Annotated in this window: 17 protein-coding genes and 1 tRNA gene; 8 read left to right on the forward strand and 10 right to left on the reverse strand. The window is 38.8% G+C overall.

Annotated elements, in window-relative coordinates; all coding sequences use genetic code 11:
* Position 1: 1 nt before the first annotated feature.
* Positions 2 to 610 carry an L-threonylcarbamoyladenylate synthase gene (locus JK139_RS06305; RefSeq protein ID WP_218330835.1) on the reverse strand — a complete coding sequence of 203 codons (609 nt, stop codon included), beginning with the start codon at positions 608 to 610 and terminating at the stop codon, positions 2 to 4.
* A 193-nt stretch (positions 611 to 803) separates the two neighbouring features.
* Between JK139_RS06305 and JK139_RS06310 the strand changes: the two genes are divergently transcribed.
* Together JK139_RS06310 and JK139_RS06315 are read left to right on the forward strand one after the other, a co-directional pair.
* Positions 804 to 1703, forward strand: coding sequence for a cupin-like domain-containing protein (locus JK139_RS06310; RefSeq protein ID WP_218330836.1), 900 nt, complete (start codon positions 804 to 806; stop codon positions 1701 to 1703).
* Between the two features lie 103 nt (positions 1704 to 1806).
* A complete protein-coding gene (locus JK139_RS06315) occupies positions 1807 to 2502 on the forward strand; it encodes a hypothetical protein (RefSeq protein WP_218330837.1) in 696 nt (231 codons plus the stop codon).
* An 81-nt stretch (positions 2503 to 2583) separates the two neighbouring features.
* Here the strand turns inward: JK139_RS06315 and JK139_RS06320 are convergent, their stop codons facing one another.
* Both JK139_RS06320 and JK139_RS06325 read right to left on the reverse strand, forming a co-directional pair.
* Positions 2584 to 3618, reverse strand: coding sequence for a 2-oxoacid:ferredoxin oxidoreductase subunit beta (locus tag JK139_RS06320; RefSeq protein ID WP_218330838.1), 1035 nt, complete (start codon positions 3616 to 3618; stop codon positions 2584 to 2586).
* A gap of 61 nt (positions 3619 to 3679) precedes the next feature.
* Positions 3680 to 4024, reverse strand: coding sequence for a carboxymuconolactone decarboxylase family protein (locus JK139_RS06325; RefSeq protein WP_068240689.1), 345 nt, complete (start codon positions 4022 to 4024; stop codon positions 3680 to 3682).
* 126 nt (positions 4025 to 4150) lie between these two features.
* Here JK139_RS06325 and gndA point away from each other — a divergent pair, with 126 nt between their 5' ends.
* From gndA to pgl, 3 genes are all read left to right on the forward strand, one after another.
* Positions 4151 to 5563, forward strand: coding sequence for an NADP-dependent phosphogluconate dehydrogenase (gndA, locus tag JK139_RS06330; protein WP_218330839.1), 1413 nt, complete (start codon positions 4151 to 4153; stop codon positions 5561 to 5563).
* A gap of 50 nt (positions 5564 to 5613) precedes the next feature.
* On the forward strand, positions 5614 to 7137 hold the full coding sequence (gene zwf, locus JK139_RS06335) for a glucose-6-phosphate dehydrogenase (RefSeq protein WP_218330840.1): 1524 nt from the start codon (positions 5614 to 5616) through the stop codon (positions 7135 to 7137).
* A gap of 115 nt (positions 7138 to 7252) precedes the next feature.
* The gene (gene pgl, locus JK139_RS06340) at positions 7253 to 7984 is read left to right on the forward strand and encodes a 6-phosphogluconolactonase (RefSeq protein WP_228733144.1); all 732 of its coding nucleotides are present in this window, start codon (positions 7253 to 7255) and stop codon (positions 7982 to 7984) included.
* A gap of 69 nt (positions 7985 to 8053) precedes the next feature.
* Here the strand turns inward: pgl and JK139_RS06345 are convergent, their stop codons facing one another.
* The 5 genes from JK139_RS06345 to JK139_RS06365 form a co-directional block, all read right to left on the reverse strand.
* Entirely contained in the window at positions 8054 to 8266 is a 213-nt protein-coding gene (locus JK139_RS06345; RefSeq protein WP_074419681.1) for a YgaP family membrane protein, read from the reverse strand.
* 226 nt (positions 8267 to 8492) lie between these two features.
* Entirely contained in the window at positions 8493 to 10667 is a 2175-nt protein-coding gene (locus JK139_RS06350) for a TonB-dependent receptor (protein WP_218330841.1), read from the reverse strand.
* Positions 10668 to 10834: 167 nt separating this feature from the next.
* Positions 10835 to 11245 (reverse strand): hypothetical protein, encoded by a 411-nt coding sequence (locus tag JK139_RS06355; RefSeq protein ID WP_218330842.1) that lies wholly within the window; start codon positions 11243 to 11245, stop codon positions 10835 to 10837.
* Positions 11246 to 11295: 50 nt separating this feature from the next.
* Positions 11296 to 11946 (reverse strand): tetratricopeptide repeat protein, encoded by a 651-nt coding sequence (locus JK139_RS06360; RefSeq protein ID WP_218330843.1) that lies wholly within the window; start codon positions 11944 to 11946, stop codon positions 11296 to 11298.
* Between the two features lie 77 nt (positions 11947 to 12023).
* Positions 12024 to 12491, reverse strand: a complete 468-nt coding sequence (locus JK139_RS06365) for a VOC family protein (RefSeq protein WP_228733145.1) — start codon at positions 12489 to 12491, stop codon at positions 12024 to 12026.
* Between the two features lie 293 nt (positions 12492 to 12784).
* On the opposite strand from JK139_RS06365, the gene JK139_RS06370 reads away from it, so the two are divergent.
* Entirely contained in the window at positions 12785 to 14191 is a 1407-nt protein-coding gene (locus tag JK139_RS06370; protein WP_218330844.1) for a C45 family autoproteolytic acyltransferase/hydolase, read from the forward strand.
* A 112-nt stretch (positions 14192 to 14303) separates the two neighbouring features.
* A tRNA-Arg gene (locus tag JK139_RS06375) sits at positions 14304 to 14378 on the forward strand.
* A gap of 191 nt (positions 14379 to 14569) precedes the next feature.
* Here JK139_RS06375 and JK139_RS06380 read toward each other — a convergent pair.
* On the reverse strand, positions 14570 to 14806 hold the full coding sequence (locus tag JK139_RS06380) for a hypothetical protein (protein ID WP_353849842.1): 237 nt from the start codon (positions 14804 to 14806) through the stop codon (positions 14570 to 14572).
* 370 nt (positions 14807 to 15176) lie between these two features.
* Between JK139_RS06380 and JK139_RS06385 the strand changes: the two genes are divergently transcribed.
* On the forward strand, positions 15177 to 15425 hold the full coding sequence (locus JK139_RS06385; protein ID WP_068240653.1) for a hypothetical protein: 249 nt from the start codon (positions 15177 to 15179) through the stop codon (positions 15423 to 15425).
* A 57-nt stretch (positions 15426 to 15482) separates the two neighbouring features.
* Here the strand turns inward: JK139_RS06385 and JK139_RS06390 are convergent, their stop codons facing one another.
* Positions 15483 to 16463 (reverse strand): aldo/keto reductase, encoded by a 981-nt coding sequence (locus tag JK139_RS06390; protein WP_218330845.1) that lies wholly within the window; start codon positions 16461 to 16463, stop codon positions 15483 to 15485.
* Positions 16464 to 16551: the final 88 nt, after the last annotated feature.

Genomic DNA, 16551 nt, shown 5'->3' on the forward strand with positions numbered 1-16551 from the left:
CTTAATCCATCCATTCACCGGCCCCCATTCTAATAATTTCATAAGTACTATGGGTGCAATCAATAACAGTTGAGGGTACCATTCCACCAATACCTCCATCCACCACAATATCTACTAATTTTTCAAAATTGGTGTGAATGAGTTCCGGGTCAGTGTATTCTTCTACCTGCTCGCCGGGTAAAGAGGCGCTGAGCAGCGGATGCGATAATTGATGTACTATTGATAATGCAATGTGGTGATTGGGTATTCTTAATCCGATGGTATTTTTTTTGCTTTGTAAAATTTTAGGTACTTGTTTACTGGCCGGTAAAATAAAAGTATAAGGCCCGGGTAAATATTTTTTTAAAATTCGGTATAAAGGCGTATCAATGCTCTTGGTGTATTTGCTTAAATCGCTTAAATCGTAACATACAAAGCTTAGTTGCGCCTTTTGCGGGTCAATATGCTTTATTCGTGCAATGCGTTCAATGGCCTTGTGCTGAAATATATCACAACCCAACCCATAAATCGTATCGGTAGGGTATACAATTACGCCGCCATCTAATAAACATTCTTTAATGATATTCAGATGCCGCGGATCAGGATTAACCGGGTGTACTTTTATTAGCATACTGAAAGGTACAAAAGCAATTATAAAGTGAAAGCAATGCTATGTAATATTTGCAAGCGTAGTATTGTGCTGCCTGCATTTTCATTCTTTTTAATGATGCTTTTTGATGTATGTATTTAACCATCTGTAACAAATACACTTGATATAGAATGAAATATGAATTTGCACTTATTTTTGCAGTTAAATTTTGTGTATGCAGTTACAAAAAGTAGATGTAGTAGCTGATATTTCAGGTAATGATTTTCAGCAACAGTATTTCCGGCCTTTGAAACCGTTGGTGATTAAAAACTTAAGCCGGCAATGGCCTGCTTTACAAAAATGGAACTGGGATTATTTTAATGAACTGATAGGGGGGCATAAAGTGGCTTTGTACAACAATGTAAAAAGCGATGCTTATACCCCTATTAATACAGCCGATGATTACAAAACTTTTGGTGAATACATTGAAATGATTCGCAAAGGCCCGGCAGGATGGCGTATTTTTTTATTCAATATTTTTGAACATGCACCCCAATTAATAAACGATTTTTCATGGCCTGATTATTTAATGAAGGGTTTTGTAAAAAAATATCCCATGTTGTTTACCGGAGGTGAAGGCTCTATTACACATATGCATTTTGACATTGACTTAAGCCATATTTTACACACCCAGTTTATGGGAAGAAAGCGGGTATTATTATTCCCATATGAAGAACAACACAAATTATACCGCAAACCTTTTGAAGTATTAAGTTTAGCCGATTTCAGCCACTATTATAAGGGTAACGGTCTACCTGATTATGCAGCCTTTCCTGCTTTAAAACAGGCAAAAGGGTATGAGGTAATTTTAGAACATGGCGATACCTTGTTTATGCCTGCAGGCTACTGGCACCACATGGAATATTTAGAAAGTGGTTTTGCCATGAGCTTACGTGCATTGCAACCTTCGTTAGTAGGTAAGGCCAAAGGTGTATGGAATTTATTTGGCATGCGCACCATTGATACGGTGATGAAAAAAACGGCTCCAAAAACCTGGTATAACTGGAAATTAGAACGTATTTACCAAAACGCTGCACCCTATATGCAGCAACGGCTCGAATTCAGCCAGTCATAGTGCAGCTAAGTATATTAAAAAAAGTTTAACCTTTTAGTTGTTCTTATTAATAATTGTTTGTATATTGATGCATTAATTTTAATGTTCATCAATATACTTTAATATGAAAAGAAAATTACTCCTGCTCATTTTTTTTGTTTTTGTGTATGTTGCCTGTTGGTCGCAATTATCGGCTGGTAATCAATTAATCGGGCCATCGCTCAACATTTCTTCATACAAAACTGTCAATGAAAATTCAACTGTTGTCACTAATTCTAGTAACACTCAGGGCTTTGGTTTGGGATTGAATTGGATAAAAATGAAAACAGCTACTGAAGGATTTGGCATAACGATAGGGTATAATTACAGTATTTATAAAAATTATGGCATAACGTCAAATGATTATGCTCGTCAAAAGAGTAATTCTGCCGAATTAGACTTGTTTAGAAGAAAATACATTCCCATTCATGCCAAGTGGAGTTTATTTTATGATGTGGGTTTATCCGGTGCCATCAATAAAACTAAAAATGTAGCCTCAGGTTCATTATCCGGCACTTATCCTTACTTTGAACTTAATGGCTATTCAGTTAAGGTATTTGGCTATCCCGGTATTGCTTATTTTATTAAAAGAAATTTTTTGGTGGACATATCGCTACCTAATTTCTTAGTAGCGAATTTTTGGCATCAGAAATATGTATATCCTCCGTTTAATGGAGTTAATCAATCCAGTCATTCTAATTCTTTTGATTTCAATAGTACCGTTACTTCGGGTAATTTTTTTAATAATATGGCTATTAATTTTCGGTGGATATTACGGTAACTTGTAGGGCAGTATCGCCAAATAAAAAAGCCATCATTACTAACTGTGATGGCTTTTTGTTGCATATGTATCATGCATGAATTAAGCAATTTCCCATACCTCACGTCCCCTTAGCAGTTTATCTAAATCGCCTTTGCCTTTTGAGGTCACTACTTCTTCAATTTGCATGGCCATTACTTCTTCATAACAAGGCCGGTTGGTTTCATAAAACACACCAAACGGACGGGGAAAATGATTACTGGTTTTATGTGGATCATCAAACATATGTACCAGTATTTGTGCTTTGTAAAAATCGTGTTCATCATGTATCCACAAATCATCGGCAGTATATTCAGCACTTAATTCAACTACCTCGGGCTGTAATCCGTTTAAGCGAATACCTTTGTTTTGTGCAGCACCAAAAATCAGTGGTTTGCCTTGTTCTAAGTATAAGCCTTCTTCTAATTTAGTAGCTTTTTCGGTAAAAAGTTCAAAAGCACCATCATTAAAGATATTACAGTTTTGATATATTTCAACAAACGAAGTGCCTTTGTGTGCCGCGGCTCTTACAAGCGTTTGCTGCAGGTGTTTGGGGTCTCGGTCCATACTGCGGGCAATAAAAGTACCATCCGCACCTAAGGCTAATGCCAGCGGGTTAAACGGGTGGTCAATACTGCCATAAGGGGTTGATTTGGTAATTTTATGCTCTTCTGATGTGGGCGAGTATTGCCCTTTGGTTAAACCATAAATCTGGTTATTGAATACCAGCATATTTACATCAAAATTGCGGCGCAATAAATGAATGGTATGGTTTCCGCCAATACTTAAGCTATCGCCATCACCGCTAATAATCCATACACTTAAATCAGGCCTTGCTGCTTTCAGGCCACTTGCAATGGCTGTTGCTCGTCCGTGAATGGAGTGCATACCAAACGTATTCATATAATAAGGAAAACGGCTGCTACATCCAATTCCCGAAATAATGGCAAAATTTTCTTTGGGAATGCCTAATGTGGGCATTACTTTTTGTACCTGTGCTAAAATAGAATAATCGCCGCAACCGGGGCACCAGCGTACTTCTTGGTCGGTGGCAAAATCTTTGGCTGTTAAGGTAGCTGTGGCTACAACTTCGCTCATGGCTTATAATTTATTTCAATAAATGGGTTAGCGAATTTACGTAATTCTTCCCGCTGCTGTTCTAAATTTTTTGTAACTCTTCCCAATATTCGGCCCCACGGCGGGTATGGGGTATTACAATCGTACCACCCACAATATTGGCAATGGCAAATACTTCATAAATGGCTTCGGTACCAATACCCAATTCTTTGCATTTGCCCAAATGGTATTTAATGCAATCATCGCAGCGTAAAACCATACTGGCTACCAAACCCAGCATTTCTTTGGTGGCGGCATCCAATACACCAGGTTCATAGGTATTGGTATCTAAATTCCATAATCTTTTTAAAACCAGGTTGTTTTTACTCAGAATGACTTCATTCATTTTTAAACGATAGTCATTAAATTCATTTACAAGTTGACTCATGGCAATATATTTTTTGTAAAAGTATTGTAAGCAATCGATTGCGATTGTCGAAATAAGTTAATTGTAACATGCCATTTCAGCTATTTAAAAGGTTATTGTATAATTTGCAGCTTCAATTGATATAATATGAGCAATAATTTATTTCATTTTGGCATGATAGGCTTAGGTACTATGGGCCGTAATTTGTTGTTGAACTTAGCCGATCATGGCTATTCTGTTATTGGTTTTGATAAAGATGAACAAAAAGGAGCCGCATTGCTCAATGAATCAACTCCACAACATAAAGTTAAGGCCGTTAGTAGTTTACACGAAATGGTGCAGCAGTTGGAGCAGCCTCGTAAAATAATGATGCTGGTACCTGCAGGCAAACCCGTAGATGATGTAATAGAAAGTTTATTGCCTTTATTACAACCCGGCGATATTGTAATTGATGGGGGTAATTCTTTTTTTGAAGATACTTTACGCAGAACAACTTATATGCAAAGCAAACAAATGCACTTTGTAGGGATGGGTGTTTCGGGTGGCGAAAAAGGTGCCCGTTTTGGTCCCAGCATTATGCCCGGTGGCGATGTGGCTGCCTGGAAAAACCTGCAACCTTTATTAGAAGCGGTGGCTGCTAAAGTAAATGGTGAACCTTGTGTAGCTTATATGGGTAAAGATGCCGCCGGCCACTATGTAAAAATGGTACATAACGGTATAGAATATGCCATTATGCAATTAATTAGTGAGGTGTATGATGTGCTAAGAACCGGATTGAGCTTATCCAATGCTGAAATGCATCAGGTATTTGCCAAATGGAATGAAGGGGAATTGAAAAGTTTTTTAATTGAAATTTCTGCACAAATTTTTTTACAAAAAGACCCGGAAACCGGGAAAGACCTGGTAGATGTTATTTTAGACAAAGCGGGTTCTAAAGGTACCGGAAAATGGACCAGTCAGGAAGCTATGAACCTGCCCATTAGTATTCCTACTATTGATATTGCGGTAGCATTCAGAGATATTTCAGTATATAAAGAGGAGCGTATTGCAGCAGAGGCATTGTACCAACCTGAGCGTAAAAAAATTACTGCAGACAAAGCCGCATTTATTGAGCAATTAGGTCATGCCTTACAGGCTGCTATAATGATTTGTTATGCACAGGGATTAGCCATGTTACACAAGGCCTCATCCGTTTATAATATGGATATTCCTTTAAAAGATGTAGTAAAAATTTGGCGTGGCGGCTGTATTATTCGCTCTTTATTGTTAGAAAACTTTTATACGGCCTATCAAAACAATGCTGATTTAGCCAACATTTTATTAGATCAGCAATTGGCGAAACTCTTGCAATTGAAAGAAACTGCTTTGCGCAATGTAATTGTACAGGCCGTACAAAGCAAAATTGCAGTAACCGGTTTAATGAGCGCATTGGGTTATTTGGATGCGTATACCGACGGAAACATGCCAGTAAACTTAATACAGGCACAACGTGATTTGTTTGGAGCCCATACTTATCAACGTATTGATAAACCCGGTACCTTTCATACACAGTGGGATTAATCCTTCTGCACTTATTTAAATATATTTAAATTATTTATAATATTATATTTATGTCAACAGAAAATCATCTTCCCCCGCCAACCGTTGTTTTTATTTTTGGTGGTAGCGGCGATTTAAATCAGCGTAAACTTTCTCCTGCATTATACAACCTTTTTTTAGATGGCTATATGCCTAATCAATTTGCCATTGTTGGGCTAGGTCGTACTGCTTATACCAACGAAAATTTTAGAGAAAGGTTATGGAAAGGTATTGATTTGTTTAGCCGAAGTAAAGATGACCCAAAATCCGAACAGCATTGGAATGAGTTTAGCCAGAACATTCATTATATTGCTATGGATGGGGAAGATGCATCATCCTATAATAAATTAAGTGATTTTGTGGGTGTTAAAAATAAAGAGTGGAATGTAAAACCACAGGTGGTTTTTTATCTGGCTGTGGCTCCGCAATTGGTACCCGATATTGCTACTAGTTTAGGAAAATTAGAGATGAGCAATATTGCCAATTGTGTGCGTATTGTAATTGAAAAACCTTTTGGCCACGATTTACAAAGTGCGCACGACTTGAATGCTTTATTGAAAAGCATGTTTAAAGAAGAACAGATTTATCGTATTGACCACTATCTCGGAAAAGAAACTGTACAAAACATTTTGGCTTTTCGGTTTGCCAATGCCTTGTTTGAACCTATTTGGAACCGCAATTATATTGACCATGTTCAAATTACCAATGCCGAGACCGTTGGTGTGGAAGAACGTGGCGGTTATTACGAAAAAAGCGGTGCCCTGCGTGATATGGTACAAAATCATATACTGCAATTAATTTGCATGATTGCAATGGAAGCTCCGGTTAGTTTTGATGCCAATGAAATAAGAAATAAGAAAGTAGATGTATTGAATGCCATTCGTAAAATTACCAAAGAGCAGGCGCATGAACATGCCGTTCGGGGCCAGTACAGTGCCGGTTGGATGAAGGGTAAAGAAGTAAAAGGATATAGAGAAGAACAAAATGTAAGTCCTAACTCAAACGTTGAAACTTTTGCTGCTGTTAAGTTTTTTATAGACAATTGGCGTTGGCAGGATGTTCCTTTTTATGTACGCACCGGTAAATACCTGCATGAAAAAACCACTATTATTACCATTCAGTTTAAACAGGCGCCCAAATTTGCTTTTCCGCCGGAAGCCGCAGAAACCTGGCGTCCCAACCGTTTAACCATCAGCATACAACCCAATATGGATATCCGGCTGCGTTTTCAGGCCAAAAAGCCTGGACAGGATATAACACTGAATCCGGTGGATATGATTTTCAGCTATGCAGATGCATACGATGGACACGAACCCGAAGCCTATGAAACCCTTTTGCTGGATGTAATGCAGGGTAACGCTACCCTGTTTATGCGCGATGATCAGGTAGAAGCTGCCTGGAAAATTATTATGCCTATTTTGGAAGCCTGGCAAATCAGGCCACCGGTTGATTTTCCGAACTATAGCCCCGATAGCTGGGGGCCTGAAGATGCCGAAGCCCTGATAGCAAGAGATGGCCATAACTGGATTACCTTGCCCTTGCCACACAAAGAATAATTTGTGGAAGCGGGATATTTTAAGCGATCATTACATTTGTTGCTAAGTTGAATGGGTAAAACCAACGTGGTACCCTTGTTGTAAATAAGAATTGTTGATATTTAAAATAGATGAAATGTCCTTACATATAGAACCCAATGCTGATGCATTGATGCATGCCGTTACCAATTGGATGGTTGATTTAATTGCCAATACTTTAAAACAACAAGATCGGTTTACCCTTGCATTATCGGGTGGCAATACCCCCAAAAGTTTGCATCTGTTGCTGGCTTCTGAAGCTTACCGGCATAAAATTGACTGGTCAAAACTGCATTTCTTTTTTGGTGATGAACGTTTTGTGCCTTTTAATGATGAGCGGAACAATGCAAAAATGGCTTTTGATACCTTGTTAAATCATGTGCCCGTTCAGCCGGAGCAGATTCATATCATGCAAACGGAACATATTACACCCGAAGCTTCTGCTGCAGCCTATGAAAAAATTTTACATCAATATTTTAACGAGCAGCCCTTTAGTTTTGATCTGGTTTTGTTGGGAATGGGAGATGACGGACACACCTTGTCGCTATTTCCCGGAACGGCGGTCATAGATGAAACAAAAAAATGGGCTACCCATTTATGGCTGGAGGCGCAGCAAATGTACCGTATTACATTAACAGCACCCATTGTCAATCAATCGGCGCAGGTGGCATTTATTACCACGGGTGCCAATAAAGCAACTGCTTTAAAAGCGGTGCTGGAAGGGCCTGTAAATGTGCATCAATACCCTTCACAAATTATTCGCCCCAAAGGCAGCCTGCACTGGTTTACTGACTCGGCAGCTGCGGCATTATTAACACATACAGCATAAATAAAACCCGGGTGGAAAACCATCCGGGTTATTCAGTAAACAAAGCACAATAAACAAATTTACTCGTAGCTATTTCTTTGGTTCTACCTTACAGGTTTTAATACCAAAAATGGTATATAAGGGGCAAAACGAAATAAATGAGGTAGCCAGAAAAACTGCACCCAAAACCAATAAAATAATTCCTAATGTGCCTGTTACGGTTTGCGTAAAATACAATATGGCAAATACAATGGCCAGTATTACGCGAATAATGCGGTCAGCACCGCCCATGTTTTTTTTCATATACTTGTATTTGTTGTTTAAATATTTGAACAATTTGATTGAAACATGATATAATTACCAGTTTAAGTATCCGGCAAAAGTGCCTGAATAATTCCCGCTACACCCCAAGCCAATAATGCACAAATTATACAAACCAATAAAAGCTTCAGCCAGGTACCTTTCATGCAGATATAAAATTATATTGTTTGTTTGGTTAGAAACATGACAAAAGTCACTTTCATCGTTTTTACCATTTTACTTGTAGCGACAAGTTGAATACCCTGCCTTCCAATGGTCCCCAGATATCACTAAACACCGGATTGGAATAAGGCGGATAAACCAACTGCCCGTAATTGCCCTCTTTAAAGTTAAACAGATTTTCACAATTCAGCACTACAGATATTTTTTTGTACCGGTAATTGAGCATGGCGGCCGAAAGAATATAATCTCTGGTGCTTGTGCCATCTTCTAAATATTGTTTTCCTGTATAAGACAGTTCTATCCCAATCCTAAAATGGTCTTCCACCTCAAAACTGGCCAGTCCGGCAATTTTGTGTTTGGCTATTAAGGGAAAGTTGGGTGCCTGCAAATCATATTTTCTTTGTGTATTGGTATATACATACCCTAAATACAATTCGGTTTCATCTTCTCTTGCCTGCAAATAGGTTTCAAAACCAGTTGTGGTAATATTTTGCGGTGCATTGTACCAGTGCATGTTCAATGGGTTGGTGAGCGAATCGAGCAATAAGGGATGCTGAATGGCCGTATAAAAAAAACTCTGATTCAGGGTAAACTGCCATTTTTCTCCCCGCCATTTGTAATTGATGTCGATGTTTGCGCCAGTGCTTTTCTCTGCAACAGTGCCGGGTTTATAGCCGGCTAAGTAACGGTAATCGCGTTCATCAACATCTCCTGAAAATAAAGAGGGGGTTTTATAACCCATGCCACCACCTAAACGCATGGTTAATTGAGAGCTCAAGCGATACATGAAAGAAATACGCGGCAATAAAAAATTGCCATAAACGCTATGATGGTCGGCTCGTAACCCGGCTTCTGCTGTTAACGCAGGTGTTATTTTCCAATCGTCTTGAACATATCCGCCAATGGTATATCCATTTTCATTGGTTAATAAAGTACTATCCGGTTGATGTTTCATAAATGCATCACCGTTAAAGTTGAGTCCGGCAATCCAGTTATGTTGTGCCGATTTTTTACTGTATGCCAACTCGCTATACCAAAGGTTTTGCTGTGCCTTCATGCCAAACAAATCGGTAATAGCCTGCCGGTTATAGAGGCTGGTGGTGGCTTTCAGGCTTAAACGGGCACCGTTATTTAAAGTGTTTTCCCAATCGGCATCAAGGGTATGCCGCATGCTTTTGTTTTGAATTAAGAATTGATGTGTTGCATTGGGCTTCCCTTCTAATACCTGCATGTCACCACCCTTCCTGTCTTCTGCATTCAAGGTATAGCCTAAAATAAGGGTACTGTTTGGGTTGTAGTATAGAAAAACACGGGGATGCACAAAGATACTTTTTACATCGGGTACGGTACTAAAGCCATTGTTGTACACATCTACCGCCTGTTGTAAGTTGCCTCCTGCAAACAGGGTATAACCAGTTGTATGGTTTCGAGCGGAAGAAAACACATTGAGATTGTTTTCTAATAATGATGTTCTGTTAATGATAAAACTATTTTCAGGTTGTTTGCGATTGGGGGTTTTTGATACTAAGTTCATCATTCCGGCAATGGCGCCGCCGCCATATAAAGTAGAAGAGGCACCTTTAATCAACTCTACTTGTTTAAGGTCCAAAGGCGGAATTTGCAACAGTCCAAAACTACCGGAATAACCCCCAAACAGCGGCATGCCATCTCTCAATATTTGTGTGTACCTGCCGGGTAAGCCCTGTATTCGCAAATCGGCATTGCCGGTGGCTGCATTGGTTTGTTGTACCTGAATGCCGGCCACATCGCCCAACAGGCCCAGTAGATTTCCGGGATTAATTTGTGTTTCTTCTCCAATTTCTTCAGCACCAATTACTTCTACCCTGGTGGGTAAATCTTCTATTCTTGAATTGGTTTTAGAAGCAGCTACTACCACATCGCCCAAATTATTGGTGTGGTTATTCAGTACAATGCTAATGGTAACAAGACCTTTAACCGGTAAATGAATTAACGAATCTTTGGTGGTAAAACCGGTATGGCTAAACCGTATCTTCTGCCTTAATGCTGAAGTATTGAGTTCAAAAATAAAATTGCCGCTACTATCGGTTATGGTGGTTTTTTTTATTTCGGGCAAACTAACTGAAACGCCGGTAAGTGGCAGTGCACCTGAACTATCTTTAACTGTACCCTTTATAGTTTGTTGTGCCTTAACTGACTGTAATAAAAACAGGGATAAACAAAATAAATATATACGAAGCATGATGATTCAGTTTAAATCAACAAAACAATACATTACAACAATGCAGCTCCGTTGTGAGTAAGGCATTATCCCGAATTACAAAGTTTTAGGCACTGAAAAAGGTATTTCTTAGCCACAATAGTATTTGTATTGCCGGAATGTATTTAAATAAAATGTAACTGCATTGTTTAGCAGGTAACGGGTAATGGAGGATGAAAGATGGCACCCGGAAAGCCAGATAACAACAGGTGCAATTTGTTTACAACGGTATAGGCTTGTTGTACTATACAAGGATGGATGGTAGCAGAAAATTGAATAGGATTATAAAATAAAATATTATAACCCATGGCAGAAGCAATGGGTACCGGCAGGAAGGGATGATTGTTGGCAGAACGTGTTTCCTGCTGCTCGGTGGGGTCAAACCCTGCCAGCAATAATTTCTCGCCAATAAATTCAAGCAGGTTCATATTGTCATCTTCCTGCAGGCAATAATTATATAAAGCAATGAAACTGCGTCCTGCATTAAAATGGTTGGGCATGGTAACCAGCGTGTATAAGCTAAAGCCTGCCAGTATAAACAATAGTAGCAACTTTTTCATGCAATGAGATATGAATTGCCGTACACGCATAACAACTTTATTCAGTTCCTTTATCCGGGAATACGGGAAATATATTTTTCAATTTCTTTAATCTGGTCAACCACCTGTTTGGTTTTAGGCTTACAGGCTTTGGCTTTTCTAAAATAATCTTTGGCAGCCCTGAATTCGCGCTTATTCATAAAAATCTGGCACATACCCAAAAAGGCCACTGCTTCACTTTCTTTATCGGGAATACCCAAACGAATGGCTGCACGCATATAAGTTTCGGCTTGTTTTAAATCGCCTTTTTGTATGGCCATCATACCCAATTGTAATTTATTGGCGCCTTCGGCTTCGGGCATGGGGGCACCCAAATCGTTGCTTTTTTTAAGGTGTTTTTCGGCCGTATCAAAATCCTGATTCATCATGGCTAAATTACCTTTTATGGTAAAATAGGTAGAGCGAACCGGTTTGTATAAAAGGTTAGGAAACCAGATTGATTTCAGTATTTTTTCTACTTCCTCTACATTGCCCTGTTCCATCGGTTCCTGAATTAAGCGCAAGGGTCCAATGAAGAAATGCGTAAAAATGGCAATCACTCCCAGGAAATACAATACAAATGCTGGCCAAAACCCACTGGTAATGGTTACTACAATGGCTAAAATAAATGCAACAATACCCAGCCAGAATCTATATTTAATAATCAGGTTATAAAATTTCATACGTGCTTTTTATGGGCTGCAAAGATAGGGTGCAAAAGCACAAAGCGTATACCTGATTTTATGAGATAGATGAGCGCCTAAAAACGGTCGTCATTCACTTCAATCCAATTGCCATCCGTATCCTGCAGATAAATTTGTTGTACACCATCCTGCCTTTTGGTAATGCCATGCTTCTGGCCGGTCCAGCTTTGGTAGGCTACCCCCAATTGGTTTAAGTGTTCCATAAATGCTTTTAGATTGGGAACGGTAAAGCATATATGGGAGTTAATATCGTGGTTTACAATAGATTTAGCTCCCTGAATTAAGTGTAGTTGACTATGGGGGCCAATGCGAAACCACACATGCCTGCCATCGTGAAACGGTTCGGGTATGGTATCTAAATACATCACATCGTGGTAAAAATCGGCTTGTTTTTGTAAATTATAAACATAAACAGCAATATGATTAAGGGTGGGGTGTATTTCTGAAGTATGGTCTTTTTGAGCTGAAAGAGTATTGCTCACACACAATAAAACCATCAGAAAGGGGAAGATAAGCTGTTTCATACATTTATATTTAAATGGAAGTTACATGTTTTAGGCGGCTAAGCGGGGTGTTGCCCCGCCAAAAGGATTATTTAATGCTTTTTTAATATAATTCAATGTTGGGCTGAGCCAGGGTTGAAAGAGGCAGGTAGAAGACTTTTTTTAATATAGTCAAGTCTCAGCAAAACCCTCATTGTACAGAGGCGGAATACAAATTTTTTCTTGTTTCTTTGGTATAAATTACTGATTTAAGCACATTTTCAGCCCTTTTATAATCATTTATTGCTAATTTTCATCTATCAAAATTAATGCACATGAAACCAGGAATACTATTGCTTTGTCTGGCTGCATTCACAGCCTGCCATTCGCCGTCTGCCGACAAACGTCTGGCAAAAGCTTCAAAAGAAAACAAAAACGGATGGGTATATGTGCATTTGGAAGGCTCGCCTGCTGTTATCGGTTATCAGCATGGTTATTTGTTGGCCCATGAAATAGATACCACCATGCAGTCGGTTGCTTATTATTTAGCCCATGAGACCAAAAAAGACTGGAACTTTTACCGAGCCTGTGCCCGTAATTTTTTATGGGATAAATTAGACAGGGAATACAAAGATGAAATCAATGGCATAGTGGCTGGCTTGCACGATAGAGGCTTACATTATGATAGTTTAGACCTTACCGCTTACAATGCTACGGAAGAACTTGCATTTTATTATGTGCCCCAATTAATGAACAAGGTAAATCCGGGTAGTGGCAATAACAAGGCCCCCGGCAATTGTAGCGCATTTATAGCAACCGGCAGCTATACCAAAGATGGTAAAATTGTAATGGGGCATAATAACTGGACAGAATATATCATTGGCCAGCACTGGAATATAATTGCTGATATAGTACCCGAAAAAGGTAATCATATTATGATGGATTGCATGCCCGGATTCATCCACAGTGGCGATGATTTTGTAATTACCGGTAATGGTATGTTGATTACCGAAACCACCATTACCCAATTTTTAGGGTTTGATACGACCGGCATTCCCGAATTTGAAAGAGCCAGGAAAGTAGCGCAATATGCCAACAGTATTGATGATGCCATTGCTATATTTACCAAAGGCAACAATGGCGGTTATGCCAATGACTGGTTATTGGGCGATACCAAAACCAATGAGGTGGCTAAATTAGAATTGGGTTTAAAAGATTACCGGGTATGGCGTAGTAAGGATACTGCTATGATTGGTTCTAATTTCCCCAGCGATCCAAAACTAATTAAAGAGGAAACCACTTTTAATGTAAACGATGCCACTACCAGCCCCAATGCCCGTAAGCGCAGAATGGAACAATTGGTATTGGTAGATATGAAGGGCAAATTAGATGCAGCTACCGGCCAACAAATTGAAGCCGACCATTATGATGCGTTGGATAATATGACTGCTAATAATCGTTGTGTAATTTGTGGACATATTGATGAAGATGCCAAAGGTTGTTCGGAATGGGATTTGGCACCTTATTACCCTATGGGGGCTGTGCAAGGCAAAGTAACCACTGCTGCATTGGCGGGTAAAATGCAATTTTGGGCACATATGGGCCATCCTTGCGGCGAAGATTTTATTGGTGAAAAGTTTTATAAAGCCCATCCTGAATATGCCTGGCAATCAAAATATTTAAAAGATATGAAAGCCTGGCCATGGACTTTATTTACGGCTACCAGCCTTGTGCAACCTTAAACGTGTTAATAAAATATAATTTATTGGTAAGTCATATTTTCTGTTCCTCAGCCATGCAATTTCAGTTGGAAACGCCTACATTTGTGGCCCTTTTTACCGGTAAAAGGGCAATGGTCTCATAGTTCAATGGATAGAATAGGAGTTTCCTAAACTCTAGATCCAAGTTCGATTCTTGGTGAGACCACCATATTGCATTCGTCGAAAAATTGCATTTAAATTGCTACTAACTCCGGAAACATTAGCATCCTCGCTTTACTTTTTCAGATAAAATTACAAAGTGTAAACAGTAATTGGATTATCAATCAATTGGTTGTATTTAAATTTTAATTTAATTTTGACTGAAATACGTTTTTTTCCTGTTTTCCTCACTGGGACACCCTAAAAGTTGAATATTTTAGCCAAGGTTCGATGTTCTTCTGTTAGTATTAGTTTTTTTCTGATGATTTGTTCAGATTCAGGTAACATAATTTCAATTTCAAAAAGATTAGCAGCCATTTCAATGATTTGAGTTGCAGATAAGCTTATCTTTTTTTCTGTTAGCCATCGCTCTAATTCCTTATACACTTTATAAGCAACAAAATTCAGGCAGATATGTGCCTCAATTCTTTTTTGCAATCGATGATAAATGGGGCGAACTTTTAAATCTGTTTTTGCAACCCTAAATGCCTTTTCTATTTGCCATAACTGATTGTAATTTTCGATTATTTTTTTAGTTGTTAATCTACTATTTGGTTAAGTAGCTTTTTAACCCATCCCATTTTGGATCTTCTTTATATCTTTATATTTTAGATAATCTATGCTATCGAAAAATAAACCTAATGTTACGGCGTAGTACTACCTTGAAATGCTTGTAGTAAAACCCATAGTATAGATTTTGTTGTAAGCCTAAGGTTAATTTTGCTGTTTGGGTAAAATAAAATTCCTTTTAGTTTACTTTTTAGAATCGGAATTCTGTATCCAAATTCTTTAAAGCAAATCCTATCTTATGACGACAATTACATTTCATTTCAACGGAAAAAGCAATACTGCAAAAGTTACCGAATTAATTTCTTATCCCAACACGGTGTACAAGGTAGAAGTGCATGAAGACGATATTGTAAAAGAGTTTGGCAGTACTTTTTATTTTCCTAAAACTACTTTGCAAAAAATTCAAATTCCGCCCTGTACTAAAAAAGAATTGGAACTGTATTTTTCTATGTTGCGGGAAATTTTTGATGAAGTACTGAAAAATTAATTGCATATAACAAAAATGCTCCAGCGGAGCAAAGTATCGGTAGCAGCATTATTCAATTTATTGATGGCCCAAAACAGGATGTGGTTCATACAGTGCCTCCAATCGGTTAATGTCTTCCTGCGATAATTGTACAGAAAGAGCAGCCACCGCATCTTCAAGATGCCCGGGTTTGCTGGCGCCAATAATGGGGGCCGTAATATCGGGGTTGCTCAATACCCATGCCAAAGCAATTTGTGCAGGAGGCAATCCTTTTGCTGTAGCTATCTCAGATACAAGATTTACAATATCAAAATCACTGTCTTTTTGATATAATTTTTTACCATATTCATCTGTTTGTGCCCGTAGGGTTTCCTTTCTTTCTTTGGTTCTTCTGCCGGTAAGTAATCCACGAGCCAGTGGCGACCAGGGGATCACCGCAATTTTTTGATCGCGGCATAAAGGCAACATTTCTCTTTCTTCTTCCCTATAAATTAAATTATAATGCGGCTGCATCGATACAAAACGGGTCCACCCATGCAGATCTGCCGTGTACAATGCTTTAGCAAATTGCCAGGTATACATAGAAGAGGCGCCAATATAACGTGCCTTTCCGGCTTTTACAACATCGTGCAGGGCTTCCATGGTTTCTTCAATGGGTGTATGGTAATCCCAACGGTGAATTTGATACAAATCCACATAATCAGTTTGTAATCTTTTCAGGCTGGCATCAATAGAATACATGATGTGTTTGCGGGAGAGGCCGCCATCATTGGGGTTGGCACTCATAGGGTTAAATACTTTTGTAGCAATTACCAATTGATGGCGCTGGCCATATTCTTTCAAAGCTTTGCCCAACACAGTTTCGCTGGCACCATAGGAATAAATATCAGCCGTATCAAAAAAGTTAATGCCTAAATCCAATGCTTTTTTTATAAAAGGCTTACTGTCGGCTTCATTTAAAGCCCAAGGCCAGCGTTCGTTTGGATGGCCATACGTCATGGTGCCTAAACAAAGTTTTGAAACCTTCATACCGGTGTTGCCAAATCGTACATATTCCATGTTATACAATTGTATGATGAAACTTTTTTTTGAAGTAGTATACAACTTTCACAAATTGTTGCTTTGTTATCGGGTAGCTTTGTAAAAT

The organism is Hydrotalea lipotrueae, assembly GCF_019249625.1.
Lineage (GTDB): Bacteria > Bacteroidota > Bacteroidia > Chitinophagales > Chitinophagaceae > Hydrotalea > Hydrotalea flava.